The organism is Streptomyces sp. NBC_00012 (assembly GCF_045040875.1).
Lineage (GTDB): Bacteria > Actinomycetota > Actinomycetes > Streptomycetales > Streptomycetaceae > Streptomyces.
On the sequence record NZ_CP108309.1, the window covers coordinates 1 to 17235 of the forward strand.

A 17235-nucleotide genomic window follows, 5' to 3' on the forward strand; every position below is an offset into this window, starting at 1 on the left:
TTCGCAGACGCGACGCGGTGCCGCTACGCGGCACTTCCCGGAGTGCTTCGCACCTCGGTTGCTGGGCCACTCCGTGGCCCAGGGTCATGGTCGGCGCTCCGCGCAGACCATGACGATCCGCCCAGGCGGATCACTACCAGCCGCTCCGCGCCTGGTAGTTTGCCCGCTGCGCGGGCTGCTGGCTGGACGGGGCATCCTGTCGCCTTCCTCGAACTGACGGATGATCGGCCGGGCTTTGACCCACTATCAGGCACCCTCACCATATGTGCGTCACTTCTTACATCGGGCTAGCTTTAGGACCCAGCACACACCACCTGGAGCCTCCCCCACCCCCCTCGAAAACCCTATCTCGGCCGAATCAGAGTACTGACGGATAATCAAAACAGAAACCTCATCCGTCCAGAAATTCACACTCTGAGAATGCGTCAAAAATCAGCCCGTCTCCTTTACGGAATCAGCAAGCACACCCTCCCCCAATTACGAGCCACCCCGGGGTAATCAGAAAAGCGCGGTGGGAGCTCTCACTTTCCTGGCCAGGTAATCCGCACTCAGTGGCCGGCTAATCCTCACGACTTGTCCAACGCCAGCACCTGGCCGACAACGCTCAACGCCCCATAGAAACACCCGAATCAGCCCGGTCCGCAGCACCCAAGACCGGACACCGAACCGAGAACCGCCCCGGACAAGGAAGCGAAGACTCCCAGCGCAGCCCCGTCGGTCTGGGCGGATTGACGGGGCTGCGTCGGCTTCAAAGAGGCCCGGGTTCAGCCGTACCCGGCCCGTTGCATCTGTCTGTTGGCGAGGCCGCATCAGGAGAGAACGTGAACCCTGATGACCTTTGCGCAGAGGGCGTACGCCTGAATCGTTCCCGGGTTGGTGGTGTCAGTGTTGGTGCCGAAGCCCCACCACCGTTCCCCGCTGATCGGCACGGTCGAATGGAGCACGTACCGCTCGGCATGCGAGTTGCCCGCTGTGACATTGACCCCGCCCCCGGTGAGGACTTCCCCCTTGGGGCACTCGGCGACAGCCGCGGCCCTACCGGGGTAGCCGCCGCTGGCCACCGGGATCGACACAGGGCTGCCCTGCACGACGTGCGGGACCGCAATCGAGGCGTCGGCCGGCAAGGCGCGCTCCCCTGGGGTGCCGCTCTGCGCAGCGGCGTTCGCCACGCCGGCCGTTCCAACCATCATGACTGCAATCGCAGCTACTGCGAGCTTCTTACGCACAGTCTTTCTCTTTCGCTCGTTCGGAAAATCCGCGCATCGGCGCAGACCCGCACGAGGTTTAACACGGTTGATGAGTCACGGAAGTCGGGGCTCGCCGCGTCGAATAAACGACACCCTCCTCGCGCACACACTTGGCGGGCATCTGGGCGCGTCCGCTAATCACTCCTGCCGAACCCGTTTTCTTCATGAATTCCAAGTTCACCTGAGAGCGCTGGCCCCAGCCCTACCGCCCTGACCGCGAGGCCGCCGATGTCCTCGCCCCGTTCTGCAGCGAAAACGGAACCGGCCTCGACCACGGCCTCGCTGCCCGGTCCGCCGACGGTGCGTCCGATGGCGGGGGGCGGGGCGGATGTCGCGGACGGCTTGGCGGACCACCGCGTGCACAGCGGCCGGGTCAAGGGCCTCAAGGCCGCTGTGAACGAGCGTGGAGAGGCAGTGGGCGGATCAAAAGGCCTGGAGAACACCTTCGGGATCACACCGGCCGAGGAAGACGAACGGCCGGTGAAGCAGACGCAGGATACGAAGTGGCAGTTCCACGCCCGTGAAGGACACCTACGAGTCCCCCGTAAGCACGTCGAGCACATGGAGACGGAAGACGGCCCGACAGGCCGTCAGGACGGCGTTGATGGGGGTGTGGTGGTCAAGCTCGGCATGTGGCTCGACAACGTCCGCAAACACGCCGCGAAACTCCCCGAACAACGCCGAACCGACCTCGATCAGTTCGGGATGCGCTGGTAGACGGCCAGGACGCAGGACCCGAGAAGGGGCCGGGATCCGATGGGGATCCGGGCCCATCTCTGGCCCAGCCGGAGACTAGCCGCCAGGGTAGGTCCGGAGCGCCGCAGGCGTAACCCAGCCACCGGAGGCACCGCCGCGTATCTCGCTCTCCGTTGGCCTCACCACCGAAACCGACTACCTGAAGGGCCCCAACACCTGATGTCCATATGGCCTTCGATCGTTGCCGTACTCGGTACCCTCGCCGGTGCTCTGACCGCCGGACTCCTCCAGCACCGTTCGGCACGCTCCGCACGCGTCGAGGAGCGTGCCGACAGCCACCGTCAGGATCAGCTCGGCGCCGTCACCGACTTCGCGGCCGCCCTGGACGCGCACCGCTCAGCGATGTTCCATCGGGAGCGTCTGGCCCTGGCCGAGGCAGGCACCGAGCACCAGTTGGAGGCCCAGACGAGATCCCACGACACCCGGGCGGCAATCACCGCGCCCCACATCCGCCTTCAGGTCCTGGTCCCCGGGCTGGCCGGCCCCGCCCAGCAGGCCGCAGATGCCACGTACGCGCTGCGCAAGGCCATCGACCGGACCGAGCTGGACGCCCGGCGGCATGCGGCGAAGGAAGCATCCGTCGCCTTTGTCGCCGCGGCCGCCACGCTGCTGAGTCCCAACGGCCGCTGACTGAGGGTGACCGCTGCCAGCGTTCTGGCGCTCTGTGCACCGCCTCGCGGTGAACGCCGAGGCACCGGGGCGCCAACGTGCGCGGCCCCGCCGTCGCGCGAGAGGGAGTGGCCGGCCGCGGCGCCGGGGGTCGGGAGATTGCTGCGGTGTCCTCGGGTCGCCGGTCGTACGTCATCGCCCAACTCGCAAGGGAATAAGGGTATTTGGCCGTGGAGCGCCTTTTTTGTTTCGTATTCTTCGGATATGCGTCCATATGTTGCAGTAGAGATTGATGGTGTGCTCTCCCCGCACGGAGGGCCGCTGCCCGCCGGGTACACCGTGCACGAAGCAGAGTCGGCCGCCTGGCAGGGGTGGGCCGCGATGGTCTACCCCCGCCCGCGCGGTCTACGGCTCGCCCTGAACGCCGAGGTCGGCCGGGCCTTCATGGATCTTCCGGCGGACCTGGTCCTGGTCTCCACCTACACCCCGGGCGAGCTGGAGCCGCTGCTGCCCGCCCTCGGGTGGGAAACGGCGCCGCCGCTGGTGCCGATGCGGCACACCGCGACCATCCACTACATGCGGGTAGAAGACCCCGGCCGGTCGGCCTGGACGGCGCGGATGCTGGGCGCGGGAGCCTGGGGGCCTGCGCCAAGGGCCCGGCGGACGGTCATCGTACGGGCAGCGCATCACCGACCGCCCCGGCCGCCGGGCCCCCGCGCAACGAGGGTGCCGGTGCGGCGGCCGGGACCGTGGTCCAGGAGCAGCGTGGGCCCTGGCCTGCGGTGGTCGGGTCTGTGGTCGGCCTACGCCGGCCCGTGGTCGGGGCGGGCCCGACCACCTGGAGTCACCTCCGAGAGCGGGCGTGGTCCGACAACGACGAGGGGCGATGCCGCAGAACGCCGTCCGAAGCCATCGACAGACAGCCCCGCTTCCAGGCGTCAGCGCCTCCCGAATGGAGCAACTTTCCGCCATCGGCATGCGCTGGGCATAGCCACGGCGGTCCCGAGCGCAGGGGAGCAGGGCAGGCCGAGTCGTCCGCGTTCAGAAGGGAGGTTCGTCGCTGTACGCCTGCTGACTGCTGGTCTTCTTTTGCGGTGTTCTGGTGGCCCAAGGATCATCCGGCGGCTGCTGCGGAGTGCCCCAGCCCCCTGTCGGGGCCGGCGGCGGAGACGCCTGCGGAACCGGCGCCAATTGAGGGAGGCCCAGTTCGTCATCAGGTTCAACACCGTCGATGGCGTCGTTCCACAGATCGCGGATGTATCCGCGAAGCGTGCGGGTGTCGTTGTCCTCGTCGTAGTCGGAGGAGTTGGAGAACCTTCTCCACGTCGGGTCATGGTCTGCCATGTGGCAGAGAACCTCGTGCACTGCTTTCACTTTGGGCCAGGTGCTGGTGGTCTCGCCTTTGAGGAGCCTGCGGACTGTCTCACGACTGACAGTCACTGAGGCGGGGTCGTGCGTCTGAGCAACGGCTGCCGCGATGCTGGCCGGTGAGGGGCGCCCTGCTGCACGGAAGTAGGTGTACAGCTCGCCCACGAAGGCCCTTTTGGGCCCACGCGGGAGCTCATCCTCGCTCGGCATTCGCAACATCTGTGGCATGCCCAACTCCAGCTCACTACAGCCTGCTTGAACTCAACGAGCCTAGCTTAGACACGGCATGACACCCATTGAAAACAGCTAGAAGCCAGCCTCGCCCAGCCAGGACAGAGTAGGACGCAGCAAGACACGTCTTCTTCCTGCTTTGTCCCACGAAAACACAGAAGAACTTTCTCTACCAATGAGCCGTTTTCGCTGGTCAGGGCGCTATTCAGAGTGCTTTCGTTGACGTCATCCGCCCCACAGGACGCAGTGACGTCTCAACAGGCGGACAACGGCAGTGCCGTCACCGGAAACGGCGACGGCCCCCTGGTGGGCAGGGAGCCGTCTGCAGAAGACCGAACATTCCCAACGGAAGAGAAGCTCAAGTCCATGAACGAGACTACGGCTCCGGCCTCCGCATCGAAACCCCCCAATACATCCTGGTGGGTGGCACGAGCACGACGGATACGCAACGAGGCCGGCCTCTACCTGCTGCGCGGCGCAGCGACTTCCGCTGGAGGCGCCCTCGTGGCGTACAGCGGTGTCTGGCTTCACTCACGCTGATGACGACTCAGACTGGCCTTAAAGCGATTGCGCGTTCGTTCGGCGAGCCTCGTATTCGCTTCAGCTGGTGAGCAGCGGGGCCGGACAGGGTGATCTCGTCCGGCCCCGCTGTCGTCGGTCAGCCGACCATGTCCCAGCGTCCTGCGGCCCGGTAGACGGAAGGGCTCCGACCGTGGCATCAGCGGGCTCGATCTGTCCGTCTCCTTGACGATGCGCAGATGTCATGGAGGCCACCTGAGTGCCTGACGCTGAAGCTTCTATAGATCGTCAAGCTGCAGGAGACGGCCCGGGTGCGCCGGTGAATGCGCTGGTGAGGTGGCGGTAGACCTCTCGCGCGACGAAGCGCTTGAGGCATCTGAAGATGTCCTTCGTCTTGAGTCCTTCGAGGGTGCGTCGTGCGACGTAGTCGCGGGTGCGCGGGTCGTGACGCATGCGGACCAGCACGATTGTGTGCAGCGCGCGGTTGGCCTGGCGGTCTCCACCACGGTTGAGTCGGTGGCGGTCTGTGCGCCCGGATGAGGCTGGCACGGGTGAGGCGGCGCACAGGTGGGCGAATGAGGCCTCTGAAGCGAGCCTGTCGGGGTTGTCGTCGGCGGTGACCAGTAGCTGCCCGGCGGTCTCGGTCCCGACGCCCGGCAGCGCGAGCAGGCCGGGGGCGGTGCGAGTGATCAGGACGCGCAGGTCGGCGTCCGCTTCTGCTATCTCCTCGCTCAAGTGCCGGTAGCGTTTGGCCAGACGCTTGAGGGCCAGTTTGACGGCTGTGGCCGGGGCAGCCAGGTCGGTGCCCGGACGGCTGGCGGCCAGTCGTCGGACCAGCTCGGTGGTGGTCAGCGAGCGCAGTGCTTCGCGTACCGCAGCGGGCGCGGTGATGATCAGTGATTTGATCTGGTTGATGGTCTGGGTGCGGGCCTTGACGGCGCTGGCGCGTACCACGCGCAGTCCGCGGATTGCCTCGACCGCGCCATCGCGGTGCTTCGGGGTGCCTGTGGCGCGGCTGGCGAGTACTGCGGTGGCGGCGGCGTAGGCATCAATGGGGTCGGACTTCCCAGCCGCGCGACGAGCACGACGGTCGGGTCGGTCCACCTCGATGACAGTGATCTGGTTGGTATGGAGATAGCGGGAAAGTTCGGCACCGAAGGAGCCTGTGCCCTCCATGCCCACGACCAGTACTTGGCCGTGGGAGTGCAGCCATTCCAGCAGGTCTCGGTAGCCCGTGGGCGTTGTGGGGAACGCCTCCGTGGCCAGGTGTCGGCCGATGGTGTCGATGACGGCGGCCTGGTGGAGATCGGTGTGGGTGTCGATCCCGCCGATCACCTCGATCGCTGTGACATGGTGGCCGGGTTCCTTCCGTGCGCGGCGAGTGGGTTCGCGCGCACTGGCCGACAGACGGACACGACTGTGATGGGACCGCTTGGGTCAAGCTTCTATGAGGTCACGATCTCCGGCCGGTACACGCATTGGCACCGCTCGGAAGGCCGACGATTCAGAGTGAGGACAGCCGAAGCGTCAATCGGGGATCGGGTCAGACCCTCGAGCGGTGCCGCCTCATCCTCACAGTCGGGGATCTTGGGGATCCCCGGCGGGGCAGCATGATCAACTGGCAGGCTCGGCTCTGTTCATGGAGAGCATGGGGAAGAAAAAGCCTCGCCGCCCTCGCCGTTCATTCACGCCGGAGTTCAAGGCCGAGATTGTCGGGTTGTGCCGACGGGGTGGCACGACTGCTGGCGACGGCGCGGCCCGTCGTCGGCTTCGTGGTGGCGGTGGCGGGCGCGCTGGCCCTGGCCCGGTTCGGCGAGGCGCCGCAGGACACCCCCGAACCGGTCTGAACCCGCCCCGCCCGCGCCTGCCCGCCCGCCCTCGCGAACCGCGCCGGACGGGCAGGCGGGCAAACGGGCGGGCAGGCGGTTCAGGTTCGTCGGCCCGGGTGGCGTTCAGCTTCCCGCCCTGCCTCGTTCGCCCCGGTCACCCGGCGGTTGCCCTGCGGCGGGACCAGGCCGACAGTCCGAGTGCCAATACGGCGCCGGCGCCGAGGACCGCGACCGCGACCCAGGTGGTGTGGGTGACCGCGTCGGTGAAGGCGATGCGCGGGTCGCGGACGTGGGCGACGCGGTCCTCGAAGCGGGTGGTGACCAGTGTGCCGAGGATACTGGTGCCGAGGACGGCGCCGATCTGACGGGCGGCGTTGACGGTGCCGCCCGCCTCGCCCTCGCGGCCCGGTGGCACGTGGCCGACGGCGAGGGCGGTGGACGGGGCGTTGGCGAGACCGCAGCCGAAGCCGAACAGGACAAACGCAGCGGCGTACCCGGCGAACGCGGTGCCCGGTCCGACCTGCGCGAAGAGGACGGCGCCGACGGCCGCGAACAGCAGGCCCGCCGTGATCAGGACGCGCGGCCCGAGCCGGCTCACCAGTATGCCAGCCAGGACCGAGGCGGCGATGAACGCACCGAATTCCGCAAGAAGTTGAACGCCCACCTGCAGGGCGGTCAGGCCCCGTACCCGCTGCAGCCACAGCACTTGGAGAAGGCTGAGGCCGACGAAGCCGAACAGGACGGTCCCGGCCAGCAGGAGGGAGACGCTGTAGGAGGGATCACGCATCAGCCGCAGGTCGACCATGGGGGCGGTACGGCGCAGTTCTACCAGAGCGAAGGCGGCCAGCAGAAGGACCGCTGCCACAACGGCGGCCAGGGCCCGTGCGGAGCCGTAGCCGTGGTGACCGCCGTCGATCAGCCAGAAGACCAGGAGCGCGAGACCTGCGATCGCGGTGAACTGTCCCGCCCAGTCCAGGCGCTGGGCCGGATTGCGGGACTCGGCGACCCGGCCGAGCGCGACGATCGCTGCGAAGCCCGCCATGACGAGGTTGAGCCAGAAGGCCGCGTGCCAGGTCCACCAGCGCAGTGCGAGGCCCGCGACAAGGGGGCCGACGGCCAGGCCCAGCCCGGAGGTGGCCGCCCATGCGGCGATCGCCCCGGCACGGCGGCGCGGGTCGCGGACGGCGTGGGTGATCAGCGCGAGAGAGCTGGGGGTGATCAGGGCACCGCCCAGACCGGCGATCGCCTGGCCGACGAGGAGGGTGGCCAGGTTGTCGGCGAGGACCAGCACCAGAGCGCCTGCGGCCATCGCCGCGGTCCCGGTCAGGAAGACGCGCTTGCGACCCCACCGGTCGGCCAGGGCGCCCGCGCCGAGTACGCAGGATGCCACGACCAGGGTGTACATGCTCGGCACCCACACCATGTCGGCCGGGGCGAGGCGCAGATCGGCCTGGACGGCGCCGAGCGTGCCGATGGTCTGGGTGGTCTGGAGGAACACCGTGAACAGTCCCAGGCACGCGGCGACGAGGACCGGCCCGGGGCGGTTGCCGCGGGCGTCGTCGCGCTCCTCGGCCGTTGTGTCACGCAGCTCAGTGGTCATGGTTCGCTCCTCCGGACAGCATGGCCCCGGCCTGGCGGGGGACGTCGTCGGCGAGGAGTTCCTCGCGGGCGGCCTCGACGGCGTCGAGGACCTGGTCGACCACGTCGGCAGGGATGATCCCGGCCCGGTCGACGTGGGCGGCCATGTCGGTGTCGATGAACTCCGGGTGCACGGCGACGGTGCGGGTGCCCTGCGCACGCAGCTCCTCGCGCACCACATTGGTCATCGGCCGGGCCGCCGACTCAAAGGTGCCGTACGAGCCGGTCTGCGGCAGCGTGTGCCGGGAGAGCACGGGGAGTACGTCGGCCGGGGCCCCGCCACCGTTCCTTCCGGGGACGGGGGCGACGGCGCGGCCCGGTCCGCGGCCTGCTTCGGTGACGAGCGCGATGGCTCCGCCGGTGTTCACGAGGTCTCCCGGGGGGCTGCCGAGGGCGAGGGGGCGTTCTCCGGGGGGGCGTCCTGGACGACGCGGGCCTGCCGGGCGAGGGCCAGCAGTCGGCCGTCGGCCGACCACACCTCGCTGTCGTCGACCGCCCAGCCGCCGCCGGCCTGTTCGGTACGGATCCGGACGAGGGCCCGGTCCGTGAGCACCTCGGAGGCCGGCGTGTCGGCGAAGTGGATGGTCAGCTCGGCGGTCGGCACCGGACGCGGGGTGCGCCAGCACGCGAACAGGGCGGGCGGGAGGACATCGGTGAGGGTGACGACCGCGGCCTCGTCCAGCGGCCGCCCGTCGGTGAATCGCACCCAGGCCACCAGCTCGGCCAGCTCGCCCCCGGCGAGGGGCAGCGCCTCGGTGGCGGGTCGCACTTCCACCTGCTGGGCGAAGGCCACGAATCCGCCGGGCAGGTCGAGGGGCACGCAGTCGGCCGGACCCGGTACCTGGGGGAAGGCCCGCCCGTCATAGCCGGGCCCCGGGTGGCCGGAGCCAAACAGCGCCGACCCCGCGAGCACCGCGGCTCCGTCCTGATGGGCCGTGAAGAGACAGGTGGAGGCCCGACGTCCCCTACGGGGTCCGGTCAGGGACAGGCCGAGCGGACGGGTGTCGACAGGGGCGAGGAAGTGCGCGGTCAGGGCGCGGAGCGGGCGGCCTTGCCCGACGCCCTGTTCCCGCATGGCGGTGAGCGCCGCCGCTGCGACATGCCCCCCGTGCGCGCCCGCCCAGGACCTCCACAGGGGGTCGATCCGGGCCACCGCCTCATCGGTGACAGACGTGCTGCCGGGTGGTGAAGTCCTCATTCCGGTCTCCTCGTTCGGTCGGGCCCGAGGAATGCCCGAGCCAGATAGTTGGAAAACAGGACTCACTATAAGGGAGTTAGTTTGAAAAACAAATGCACTCTGATCCGGGCCGCCCCCAGGCTCCGCCTCATGGGTCTTTTTTTCCAACCCACTGGTCTAGGATGAGAGGTCAACCGGCCCGGGAGGCAGACGATGGACGACGTACTGCGGGGCGGCAGGTGAGCCCGGAACCTCCCGGCGGCCGACGAGCTCCGCACCCGGAGCGACGCCCGCATGCGCCGTGCCGCCCCGGCACGGCGCCCACTCCCCGGAGGTCCACACCCATGACCGTCGCCCGCCCGCGCCCCTGTTCCATCGCGAACTCGCTCGCCGTCATCGGCGAGCGCTGGAGCCTGCTCGCGCTGCGGGAGGTGTTCTTCGGGGTGCGCCGCTTCGACCGGATCGCCGCGAACACCGGCGCCAGCCGGGACATCCTCACCGCCCGGCTGAAGAAGCTCGTGGAGAACGGCGTCCTGGCCAAGGAGCTCTACCAGGCCCACCCGCCGCGCTACGAGTACACGCTGACCGAGGCCGGACTCGCGCTGCACCCGGTCCTGCTCGCCCTCAAGGAGTGGGGCGACCACTACGTGACCGAGGGAGAGGCCCCGACGGTGTTCCGGCACGACTGCGGCGCGGTCCTCCATCCGCGCACCGTCTGCGACGCCTGCAGCCGGCCCGTCCCTCCCGACAGCGCCCGCGCGGTCCGCATCGGTGGCGTCCCCCAGCGCTCCGCGGCAGACTCCCCCGGCGCACCGTCGCCGACGGACACGTGATCATCCGGAACCCTCGCCGGACGCCCGTACCGGGCGCCGGCGCCCCCTGCCGGCCGCCGCTTCCGGTATCACCGTCGGATCCTTGAGCCGGCTCTTCCGGTCCGGTCTGCGGATCGGAAGGCTGCGGGCGCCGCACATGACGGCCCGCTCTTTTGGCCGCACCATCACTCGTTCCCGTCCAGCCACCGCGGCCACCGGGAGGCCGCAGACGCGGGACGGAGCGGCCGGACGCCCCCTCTCGGAGAAGTGATCCGTACCCGGGGTTCCGCGGTACCCGGCCTCAGGAGAGCGCCCGGCAGAGAGCCTCCAGCGCTCCCGCCCACGCGCTGTCGGTCGGTGTCCCGTAGCCGACGACCAGTGCGTCGCGCCCCGGCGGCGCCTGCGGGTGCCGGAAGCGCGAGATCCCGTCCAGCGCGAGCCCCTGCCAGGCCTCCGCCCGGAGCGCGGCCTCCTCGCCGCCCTCCGGGAGTTCGAGCACGGCATGCAGGCCGGCGGCGATACCGCTGACCCGGACACCGGGGGCCCGTTCCGCGAGTACCGCGACGAGTTGGTCGCGTCGGCGGCGGTAGCGCAGCCGCATCGCCCGCACATGGCGGTCGTACGCGCCCGACGCGATGAAGTCCGTGAGCGTCAGGTGCTCCAGCGCGCTCGACGACCAGTCGCTCAGCCCTTTCGCCTCGATCACCTCCTCCACCAGGCTCTCCGGCAGCACCATCCACCCCAGCCGCAGCCCGGCGCCAGGGATTTGCTCGTCGTCCCCAGGTGGACGACGCCTTCTGGGTCGAGCCCCTGAGCGCGCCGACCGGCTGCCGGTCGTAGCGGAACTCCCCTCGTAGTCGTCCTCCAGAATCAGCCCGCCAGTGCCGCGCGCCCAGTCGACCGCCGCCCGCCGGTCGGGGTGGAACGGCACGCCCGTCGGGAACTGGTGCGCGGGGGTCAGCAGGGACAGCGCCGTCCGGAGGGCTGATCACTTTGGCACGGCGTCCGGGTGCGTGTGTGGAGTGGCGCCGCCATTTCGACGAGCTCGCTTACGGTCCGCGGTCGAGCGGGAGTTCAGCCTCGATCAGATTGCGAGCTCCGGACGGAGCGTCACTTCAGTTCCATGAGGATGTCGGCGCGGGCGTAATAGTCGGCCACCGGGAGACCGTCGCGGGTGATCCTGACGAACCCGGCTTCCTCGTACAGGTGGATGGCGGGAGCCAGCTTGCCGTTCGTGCCGAGGAACAGCCGGGCCGCACCAAGTGCCTGGGCACGGCCGATCGCTGCGGCTACGAGTTGTCGGCCGATGCCGCGTCCTTGCGCGGCGGGTGCCACGGCCATCTTCGCTAGCTCGAACACGGCCTCCGGATAGGCCAGAAGTGCGACGCACCCGACGACGGCGCCGCTGCCGTGCTCCTGTGCCAGGAGCACATCACCCCCGGGGCCCACGATGCGGGCGAACGGATCTCCGAGAACCGCCCGGTCCTCTTCCTGCAGGGCGAACAGGCGCGAGATCCACTCCTCGTTCAACGCGCGGAACGCGTCGGCATCACTTTGTGAGGCGATCGAGGAGACCACGGTGGGAGCAGAGGTGTACGACATCAGGCACGTTTCCTTTCGGGTTTGGTTCCCCGCCGGCCTCCGGCCCCACTCCCCGCAGGCGCCCAACGTCTTGAAGGTCGGCAGGTCCTCGCACGTCCCGGCGCACCCGAGGCGGCCGCGGTCGAGCGCTTCAGGTTTGGTCGGCTAGGCCCGTCCGGTCGAGGAACCGTCGCAGGCCGGTCCGTACTCCGTCGGTGGGGACGGTGGCGGCAAAGCATGCCGCCTCGACCGTCAGGCCCTCGTCGATCGGCAGGTTGATGCCGCGGGTGACCGCGCGCAGGCAGGCCGTTACGGCCGTCGGTGCGTGCCGGATGATCCGCCCGGCCAGGTCCTTCGCGGCGTCCAGGAGCCCGTCGGCCGGTACGACGGTGTTGACGAGGCCCAGCTCGGCGGCTCGGGCGGCCGGGATCGGGTCGCCGGTCAGGATCATCTCCAGGCCGCGCTTGCGGCCGACATGCCGCGGCAGGCACTGGGAGCCGCCGAAGGGCGGCGGGAAGCCGAGGGTGATCTCGGGCTTGGCGAAGGTCGCGTGCTCTGCGGCGATCGCGAGCGGGGCGGCCTCGGTGATCTCGCAGCCACCGCCGTAGGCGAGGCCGTTGACCGCGACGATCACCGGCTTGGGGAACTCCTCGATCCGCCGGGTCAGCGTGTGGACCCGGCGCACGATCTCGCGAAGTGCTCGTTCGGGCCCGCCGGCGATGCTGGCCGCCAGCGAGGGGATGTCCGCCCCCGCGCTGAAGGCCCTGTGCCCGGCACCGGTCAGGATGACCGCCCGGATGCTGTCGTCGGAGTCGATGAGGTCGAGCTGTGCGAGCAGCGCGTCGATCGTCGGATAGTCCAGGGCGTTGAGCTTCTGCTCCCGGTCGATGGTGATCACGACGACCTGGTCGTCCCGCTCGATACGCACGGTCATGCCGGTTGCTCCGTTTCGCCTGGGTTCGGACGCACCGAGGCTACGAGCCGTAATCCAGGACGATCCATTAATTGTCCCAGATGCAATGGAGCCCGTTCCCCTATCCCTCCGCGACGGACAGCAGGTGGCCGAATGAGACCGTCCTCGTACGAGGCCGTCGTCCACGAGTTCGCCGCAGCCATCCACTCCGGTGAGATCCCGGCCGGCACCCGCCTTCCGACACACCGCACTCTCGCCCGCGAGCGGCGGATCGCGCTGGCCACGGCCACCCGTGTCTATGCCGAACTCGCCGCCCTGGGCCTGGTGGTGGGAGAGCCGGGCCGGGGCACGTTCGTCCGGGTACGCTCCGGCTACAACGGGCTCGAACCCTCACGCGCTCTGCCGGTGCCCAGGGTGGCGGACCTGTCGTTCAACCAGCCCCTGGCCCCCGGGCAGGGCGACCAGCTGCGGCAGGCCCTTCGCGCGATAGCGGCCTCGGGAGACGTCGAGGCGCTGCTACGCCAGCACCCGCCCGGCGGGCACCGCCACGACCGGGCCATCGTGGCCACGTACCTGCTGGAGCGGGGAATCGACACGGTGCCGGCCAACGTCAAGGACACGCTCGACGCCATCCCCCCATGACCTGGACCCGCGCAGCAGCCCAGGGCTGGCCGCGCCTTTCCGTGTACGCGGCGGACAAGGCTTGCACTCGACCGGCTCCGCGCCCAGCACCCCAGCCACGAAGGCAACCTCCCCGGACAAGCCGGCACGAAGGGCCGCCGTCCGGGGCGGACGGAGGTCCTGGAAACCGGCCGGGGCGGTCGTTCTCAGTCGGCCGCCCCCGCCCGAAGCTCGGGGAACCCCGTTCGGCGGGCCGCCAGTGCCACTGCCGCGCCGACCACCAGCAGGGCGAGCGCGCTCCATGGCACCGCCCCGATCCCGGCCCGGGCGAGGACCTGGCCGCCGAGGACCGCGCCGGTGCCGATACCGATGTTGAAACCGGAGTTGAGCACGGAGTCGGCGACCTCGGGGGTGGCCGGGGCCGCCCGCACCACCGCCGCGTGCAGCAGCGTGGGCAGCGCCCCGAAGGCCAGGCCCCACGCGGCAAGGGCCACCAGCACGACCGGCGTGGAACGTCCGGCCGCCGCGAGGAGCAGCACGGCACCGGTCAGCAGGCCGAGCCCGCCCAGCACCGCCGCGCGCGGCCGGCGGTCCACCAGTGCCGCGGCCGCCCCGACGCCTGCCGCGCCCGCCGCGCCGTACGCCAGCAGCGCCCAGCCGATCGCGGACCCGCCGAGCCCGGCGCGCTCCAACAGCGGTGCGACGTAGGTGTAGAGCGCGAACTGCCCCAGCATCACGACCAGCGTCGTGCCGGAGACCACCAGGACACCGGGCGTCCGCAGCACCGCGGCCACCTGCTTCCCGCCCCGTGCCCGGTCGCCGGGCCGCGCGGGCAGGGACCGCGCCACCAGCGCGGCGAGCAGCAGCGCGAGCGCGGCCAGGCCGCCGAAGGCCGTCCGCCAGCCGACCGCCGAGCCGACGGCTGCCCCGAGCGGCAGGCCGGCCGTCAGCGCGACGGCCTGGCCCGCGAACACGATCGCCACCGCCCGGCCGACCCGCTCGGGGGCGACCAGCCGGGCCGCGTAGGCCGCGGCCGTCGACCAGAACACCCCGGCGAGCAGACCGCCGGCCGCCCGCGCCACGGCGGTGAGCACGAAGCTGCCGGAGACCGCCGTCAGCACGTTGACCACGGCGAACCCGGCCATGAGGGCGACCATCAGCGAGCGTCGGGGAAGGCCTCGGGTGAGCGCCGTCAGCGGTATCGCCCCGAGGGCCATCGCGTAGGCGAACGCCGTGACCAAGAGCCCGGCCGCGTCCTCGGACACGCCCAGATCGCGGGCCGTCGAGGGGAGAACCCCGGCTGGCAGCATCTCGGTGGTCAGGGCCAGGAACACCGCCGCCGACAGGCTGAGCAGCCCGGCGACGGGCCAGCCCGGAGCGGGGCTCACAGGAGTGGAGGAGACGGAGGAGGAAGAGGGTTGTGCTGTCTTCGACATGACTGGGACGCTAGGACTCTGACATCGATGTGAAAGTCAATCCCAGCCGTGTGAGGTGGCACACATGAGGATCGGCGAGCTGTCCCGGCGCACCGGGGTGAGCCCGAGGCTGCTGCGCTACTACGAGGAACAGGGCCTGCTCGACCCCGTCCGGGAGGAGGGCAACGGCTATCGCAGTTACCCGGACAACGCGGTCCGGTGCGTCCAGCAGATCCGCGGGCTGCTCGACTCCGGTCTGTCGACGCGCGCCCTGCGCTCGGTCGTCCCCTGCCTACACGGCTCGGTGACTCTCCCGGCCGCCCCGGGGCCGGAACTGACCGCCCTGCTCCGGCGCGAACTGGACCAGCTCAACGAACGCATCGACTGCCTCACCCGCAACCGCGACGCGATCCACGACTACCTCGGACCCCGCTCCTGAGTCCTGCCGCGTCGTCCGAGGAGGCGTTCCGGGGGCGTTGTCACGTTGTCGGGGTATAGGCGTCTGGCGGTGCGTCAGGGCGTGGTCGAGGCGGCTGTCGGCTGTCGGTCAGGCCGTCGCGGGCAGGCCGGCAGCGCCGGTGATCTGGTCCCAGACCGTGAAGCGGACGGTCATCTCGAGGCGGTGGTCGGGTGCGGTGCGGTGGTAACGGCCGGGTCGGAAGTGGGGTGAGATGCCGGTGAAGGCGGCCAGGATTCTTTGGGCGCCGCCGACGCTGCGGAAGCCCTTCATCGCGCGCTCGCGCTGCCTGGTGGGCTGGTGGGAGTTCTCCGCCCGGTTGTTCAGTCCTTTGTGGGAGCGGCGCTCGACCGAGGGCATGACTTCTCGGTGGGCGGCGCTGTAGGAGCGCAGCTTGTCGGTGACCACCACCCGCGGCACCGAGCCGGTCTTCTTGAGCAGTTTGCGGAAGAAGCGCCGGGCCGCAGCGGTGTCCCGCCGGTTTTGCACGAGGATGTCCAGGACGGCGCCGTCGGCGTCCACGGCCCGCCACAGGTACTTCAGCTCGCCGTTGATCTTGATGAAGACCTCGTCCAGGTGCCACTTGTCCCCGCGCCGGGGCCGACGGCGGCGCAGTCCGTCGGCATAGGCCTGCCCGAACTTCAGACACCAGCGGCGCACTGTCTCGTAGGAAACGATCACGCCGCGCTCGAGCATCAGCTCCTCGACCTCACGGAATGACAACGGGAAGCGGAAGTACAGCCGTACCGCGTGCGCGATCACCTCCACCGGGTACCGGTGCCCCTTGTACGACGGCGACGCGGACGACACGAGCGAACCCCTCCCCGGCACGATCAACTCCAAGATCATCCCAGGCCGGTCAGTTAACGTGACAACGCCGCCAGAGGTGTACGAAGTGCACCTCGACGTCGACTTCACCCAGCTCGACGCCGACGCAAGCCCTGAAGCGGAAATGGCGGCCTGAAGGTCCCCGGGAAGCCTTCGCCCCACCGGGGGTAATTCGTAGGCGGCCATAGTCCACGGCTGCCTACGCTCCTCCCATGCCAAACTCAGAGCTGCAGCGGATCAACTCCTTCCTGTCGGCCTTCGCCCGCCGCCAGGCCGCGCGCATCGTCGATCTCCCGGGCGGGTTCGTTGTATATGACGACGCCTTCGCGTATTCCCACGCGAACAATCAGGTCGTCATCGACACGGCCGTTGACTCCGAGGCGGTGCCCGCCATCGCGGAGGAGGCACTGGCGCATCTGCCTCACCGACTGATCTCCGTCCTTGACGACGAAGTCGGAATGGCGTGCGCAGGGCCGCTGATCCGGGCTGGATACACCCACTCCACCTATCTGGTCATGCTGCACGCAGGCCCGGTGCCAGCCGACGGGCCTGCGGAGGAGGTGGACCTCGACGCGATACGTATCCCACTCGCCCGGCGATGGCGGGGCCTCCTCCCGGATGTCGACGACGAGGTCATACGCCACCTCGTCGACCGCCGCGAGGCTCGCCGCCGCGGGGCCGATGTCGTTCACTTCCTCGGTGCCCGCACGGAGGAGGGCGAGGTCGCCTCATGGGCCGACCTCTATCTGGACCCGGCAACTGGCACCGCCCAGATCGAGGACCTGGTCACCTCGGAGGCCCACCTCAGGCGCGGCTACGCCGATGCCGTCCTGACCACCGCCTTGCGCCTGGCCGCCGACAAGGACTGCGATACCCGGTTCCTGACCGCGGATGCGACGGACTGGCCACGGCACTGGTACGAGCGCCGCGGCTTCTCCGTCATCGGCCGCTCTCACTGCTTTGAACGGGACTGATTGCGAGACACCGGATGACAAACCGAACGAGGGCCTGGCCGCCGCCCGCGCCCGCGGCCGGACCGGCGGGCGCCCCTCGGTCATCACGCCCGAGCTCTTGCGCGCGGCTCGCGACATGCTGCCCAACCCGGAGAACAGCATCGAGTCCATCGCGAAACTCCTCGGCGTCTCCGACGATACCCTCTACAACCACATCCCCGACTGCGCGAACTGCGTGCCTCCCGCGTTCCGCGCCAGCTCGAAGGCAGTACCTCGTAGGT

16 protein-coding genes and 1 pseudogene are annotated in these 17235 nt (G+C 69.8%); 6 read left to right on the plus strand and 11 right to left on the minus strand.

What is annotated here, in order from left to right:
• Window positions 1-809: 809 nt before the first annotated feature.
• The gene (locus OHA19_RS00005; protein WP_331734192.1) at window positions 810-1226 is read right to left on the minus strand and encodes a hypothetical protein; all 417 of its coding nucleotides are present in this window, start codon (window positions 1224-1226) and stop codon (window positions 810-812) included.
• 330 nt (window positions 1227-1556) lie between these two features.
• On the opposite strand from OHA19_RS00005, the gene OHA19_RS00010 reads away from it, so the two are divergent.
• Window positions 1557-1964: a helicase associated domain-containing protein gene (locus OHA19_RS00010; RefSeq protein ID WP_331734194.1), complete on the plus strand. Its 408-nt coding sequence runs from the start codon at window positions 1557-1559 to the stop codon at window positions 1962-1964.
• A 198-nt stretch (window positions 1965-2162) separates the two neighbouring features.
• Entirely contained in the window at window positions 2163-2633 is a 471-nt protein-coding gene (locus OHA19_RS00015) for a protein kilB (RefSeq protein WP_331734196.1), read from the plus strand.
• Between the two features lie 1020 nt (window positions 2634-3653).
• Here the strand turns inward: OHA19_RS00015 and OHA19_RS00020 are convergent.
• From OHA19_RS00020 to OHA19_RS00040, 5 genes are all read right to left on the minus strand, one after another.
• On the minus strand, window positions 3654-4145 hold the full coding sequence (locus tag OHA19_RS00020) for a hypothetical protein (RefSeq protein WP_405748941.1): 492 nt from the start codon (window positions 4143-4145) through the stop codon (window positions 3654-3656).
• Between the two features lie 873 nt (window positions 4146-5018).
• Window positions 5019-6071, minus strand: coding sequence for an IS110 family transposase (locus tag OHA19_RS00025; protein ID WP_405753179.1), 1053 nt, complete (start codon window positions 6069-6071; stop codon window positions 5019-5021).
• Window positions 6072-6713: 642 nt separating this feature from the next.
• Complete coding sequence (locus tag OHA19_RS00030) at window positions 6714-8159, minus strand: MFS transporter (RefSeq protein ID WP_405748944.1); 1446 nt, start codon at window positions 8157-8159, stop codon at window positions 6714-6716.
• Window positions 8149-8565 (minus strand): hypothetical protein, encoded by a 417-nt coding sequence (locus OHA19_RS00035; protein ID WP_331734208.1) that lies wholly within the window; start codon window positions 8563-8565, stop codon window positions 8149-8151. Before OHA19_RS00035 ends, OHA19_RS00030 begins: the two co-directional genes overlap by 11 nt.
• Complete coding sequence (locus tag OHA19_RS00040) at window positions 8562-9395, minus strand: acyl-CoA thioesterase II (RefSeq protein WP_124722575.1); 834 nt, start codon at window positions 9393-9395, stop codon at window positions 8562-8564. The genes OHA19_RS00035 and OHA19_RS00040 overlap by 4 nt, the downstream gene beginning before the upstream one ends.
• Before the next feature lie 323 nt (window positions 9396-9718).
• Here OHA19_RS00040 and OHA19_RS00045 point away from each other — a divergent pair, with 323 nt between their 5' ends.
• Window positions 9719-10207 (plus strand): helix-turn-helix domain-containing protein, encoded by a 489-nt coding sequence (locus OHA19_RS00045; protein ID WP_331734217.1) that lies wholly within the window; start codon window positions 9719-9721, stop codon window positions 10205-10207.
• Window positions 10208-10487: 280 nt separating this feature from the next.
• On the opposite strand, the pseudogene OHA19_RS00050 reads toward OHA19_RS00045, so the two are convergent.
• The 3 genes and pseudogenes from OHA19_RS00050 to OHA19_RS00060 form a co-directional block, all read right to left on the minus strand.
• A pseudogene (locus OHA19_RS00050) lies at window positions 10488-11150 on the minus strand (aminotransferase class I/II-fold pyridoxal phosphate-dependent enzyme); the annotation flags it as partial.
• A gap of 146 nt (window positions 11151-11296) precedes the next feature.
• Entirely contained in the window at window positions 11297-11788 is a 492-nt protein-coding gene (locus tag OHA19_RS00055; protein ID WP_331734220.1) for a GNAT family N-acetyltransferase, read from the minus strand.
• Window positions 11789-11918: 130 nt separating this feature from the next.
• Complete coding sequence (locus tag OHA19_RS00060) at window positions 11919-12701, minus strand: enoyl-CoA hydratase-related protein (RefSeq protein WP_331734223.1); 783 nt, start codon at window positions 12699-12701, stop codon at window positions 11919-11921.
• Between the two features lie 132 nt (window positions 12702-12833).
• On the opposite strand from OHA19_RS00060, the gene OHA19_RS00065 reads away from it, so the two are divergent.
• Window positions 12834-13322: a GntR family transcriptional regulator gene (locus OHA19_RS00065; protein WP_405721143.1), complete on the plus strand. Its 489-nt coding sequence runs from the start codon at window positions 12834-12836 to the stop codon at window positions 13320-13322.
• Window positions 13323-13507: 185 nt separating this feature from the next.
• Here the strand turns inward: OHA19_RS00065 and OHA19_RS00070 are convergent, their stop codons facing one another.
• Window positions 13508-14737, minus strand: coding sequence for an MFS transporter (locus OHA19_RS00070; RefSeq protein ID WP_405721140.1), 1230 nt, complete (start codon window positions 14735-14737; stop codon window positions 13508-13510).
• Between the two features lie 64 nt (window positions 14738-14801).
• Between OHA19_RS00070 and OHA19_RS00075 the strand changes: the two genes are divergently transcribed.
• Window positions 14802-15155, plus strand: coding sequence for a MerR family transcriptional regulator (locus tag OHA19_RS00075; RefSeq protein ID WP_331734227.1), 354 nt, complete (start codon window positions 14802-14804; stop codon window positions 15153-15155).
• Window positions 15156-15263: 108 nt separating this feature from the next.
• On the opposite strand, the gene OHA19_RS00080 is transcribed toward OHA19_RS00075, so the two are convergent.
• On the minus strand, window positions 15264-16022 hold the full coding sequence (locus OHA19_RS00080; protein WP_405748947.1) for an IS6 family transposase: 759 nt from the start codon (window positions 16020-16022) through the stop codon (window positions 15264-15266).
• A gap of 191 nt (window positions 16023-16213) precedes the next feature.
• On the opposite strand from OHA19_RS00080, the gene OHA19_RS00085 reads away from it, so the two are divergent.
• Window positions 16214-16975: a GNAT family N-acetyltransferase gene (locus OHA19_RS00085; protein ID WP_331734231.1), complete on the plus strand. Its 762-nt coding sequence runs from the start codon at window positions 16214-16216 to the stop codon at window positions 16973-16975.
• Window positions 16976-17235: the final 260 nt, after the last annotated feature.